The 2,916-nt window shown below is 46.5% G+C and carries 1 protein-coding gene; it reads right to left on the reverse strand.

What is annotated here, in order from left to right; all coding sequences use genetic code 11:
- The coding region (locus MCO_RS09595) for a hemagglutinin repeat-containing protein (RefSeq protein WP_007554270.1) at positions 1-2,916 on the reverse strand (2,916 nt) is incomplete at both ends.

Consider the following 2,916-nt stretch of genomic DNA (forward strand, 5'->3'; position numbering starts at 1 on the left):
GATCCTTGTTGGTGAGAAACTGGATCTTCCCCTTATCTGCTGCAAGATGTATCTCGCCATCACTTTTCAAGCCTACTGCACCAAGCGTGAGATCCCCATCCTTCGCATGCGCAGAGAACTTGCCACCAGTTTCCACCGTGGTTTTGTCTGTAGTGACTTCAGTTGATTGTTGACGGAATTTATTTTTTTGCTTCGATTTGTCACCTTCTTTGCCCCTAAGGTCTAAGTCATAGCTGCTAAGGTTTTGTACCGAAATCACGGTGAGAGCACCACCACTGGTAAAGTCCGCATCGCCCTTGGCTTTAACCTTAGCCCCATCTATGGTGAGGTCGCCGCCCGTAACAATGGTAAGATCCCCACCACTGCTGACTTGGCTCAAACGATGATCACGGCTTTGAGCATCATAATGCCCTTTTTCTAATGTCTCCTTATGTTCGCTCTCCAGCGCCAATGCGCCAATCATGCCTGTGCCACCGATAATCATCGTCATCGGACCGCCACTGGTGAATTCTCCTCCTTCTGCACCAAGATCTCCAAGGGATTGAATGTTTAATTCATGATCAGAGAGAATTTGCGCCTTCTGTCCAGCTCGATCACCAAAACCATATTCATTCGTGTCACGGATTTTAGCGGTGCTGTTGACAATCGTATTACCCGTCATAGTGATTGTACCACCATGAATAACACCAGAAGAATTGGCTAAAAGACCACCACTGCTCAGATCAACAGCACCGGTAGCATCTAAAAAACCACCATCATTGTACAAAGTTTGCGTGGTTTTTATATGGAGTGCATTATCACTAAATACCGCACCGCTATTGGTCAGACGTTCTGCTTCCAAAGTGATGCCATTGCCTTTTAAATGAGCACTGGCGAGACTGCCTTGGTGGGTTTGTGACCCTGATGCCAAATAAACGCGTGGCACCAAGACCTCTTGTCCATCCACAAGGTGAGTTTCAAGCCAGATCATGTCCTTTTTGATCCCAGCAATCTGCTGGGGTGTTAATGGCACTCCTAGCTCTAACCCCAAAGGACCTTGCTGCTCCACAGCATTGTCATAGAGCCTTTGCATTTGAGCGTTAGGATCTTCAACATCAAGAAGAGTGCGATTGCCTGTCAGCTCAAAGATTTGCTCATTTACCAGACGATATTCAAAATAAGCATCTCCCAGCCTTTTAAACACGTGCTCAGGCTTATAATTGCCAATCTTTTTTAAGTAATAGTCCGATCCTAAAAATTTACTTGGGTTGATAAAGTCCTGTCGCGTCTCAATTAAAAACGGCACATCCGGTGATTGGCTGCCAGCAAGCTCTGTCTTAACAGAGCTAAGCCTATCTTGTGTTGGTACTTGTATGGATTCTGCTGCTGGTGTTTGGATGCTTGGTGCAAAAAGCCCTTTATGCCCTGTTAAACCATTGATAATACCATCTAAGCGTTCATTGCTAATCAGCGGTTTTGAGCCATCAAAGTCGTTGATTTTAACATCAGCCAAGCCTTTATCGCCAGAATTTAAGCCAACTTGCTCAACCCCCTCACGCACCGCATGATTATCAATATATCCCGTAACCTTGGCATCAAGCGTACCTCCCGCTTCAATCGTGCCATAAACTGCATCATAGGTACGCGTGGTTATAACAGGATTGCTAACATAATCCCATGTATCTGTATCTCCTAATTGAATAACCCCTGCCCCAAAAATATCGCCAGACGTAGTTTCAATGTGCGTTTTCGTTTCAACCTTAGTTGTTTCGATTAAATCGCGCCCCTCATTGAGCAGCGTATCCGCGTGCATCTCAATGTTACCATTAGCAGCAATTAAGCTATAGCTATTGCGGATATCGCCGGCATGAACCGTGAGATGACGCCCTGCCAAAATCTGGGCAGCGTTATTGGTAAAATGAGGTTTTTGGCGGCTAACCGTCGTTGTAACTCTGGTAGTTGTGGTCGTTGTATCAACAAGAAACAACCCATCTTTTTCGGTATGTGATGTTTCAGAGACGTTCCGGTTAACCAATTTATCGGTAACCTCAACCCCACCTTCACGCATGTTGGTAAGCGCTGAGACATCGAAGGTCATATCGCCGGATACAGCTTCTAAAAGCCCCGAACTGTTGATCACATGACCAGCCCGCTCTCCACTAAACCCACGGACAGTTAAATTGTCTTCGGCAATGATATCGCCAAACTTATTGAGCAAAGAGCCATCCAAGGAAAGCGTTGCGGATTTCTTAGCGTAAATCAGCCCGCTATTGCTCATATCCCCCGTTACATTGAGCTCAACCCCATCACCGCTTGAGCCAAGAATGCCCGCATTGTCCAAAACATCGGCTGTTAAAACAAAAGCGCCACCACTTTTGAGAACGCCGCCTTCACCATTTAAAACCAGAGCGACTTGCTCCAATGACGGATCATGCTTTGCTGCCACAAGCCTAAAGTCGCCATTAGATAAAAGCTGACCGGTGTTTGCTAAAGAACCAAGCTTCGCATCAACAACACTCCCCATCATGATGCCGTAATTGCTTAAAACACCGTTGCTGTTGAGAGTAAGCGCCCCACCTTGTGCCTCAACACGCCCCGCTTGGGTGAAGGTATCCGCTGTAAGGGACACATCATAGGCAGCAATCTCGCTTGGTGTGCCCATCATCAAGGTGCCATCACTAGAAAGCTCCACCCGCGCTTTTGAAACAATGCGTCCTATGTGGTTGAGATTTTTTTGCGCACGCACAGTGATTGCGCCATTGCTTTCTATCGCACCACTATTAGTGAAATCACCATGACTCTTGAGGTGAAGATCACCATTCTCAACCTCTATGCGCCCTGTTTGCGTGATATCATCCGCAACAACACTGACTGCTCCTTGCGTGGAGATGAGACTGTCAATATTTTCAAAAGTACCAACATCAATCAGCAAACCGC

It is taken from the genome of Bartonella sp. DB5-6 (assembly GCF_000278115.1).
Taxonomy (GTDB): Bacteria; Pseudomonadota; Alphaproteobacteria; order Rhizobiales; family Rhizobiaceae; genus Bartonella; species Bartonella refiksaydamii.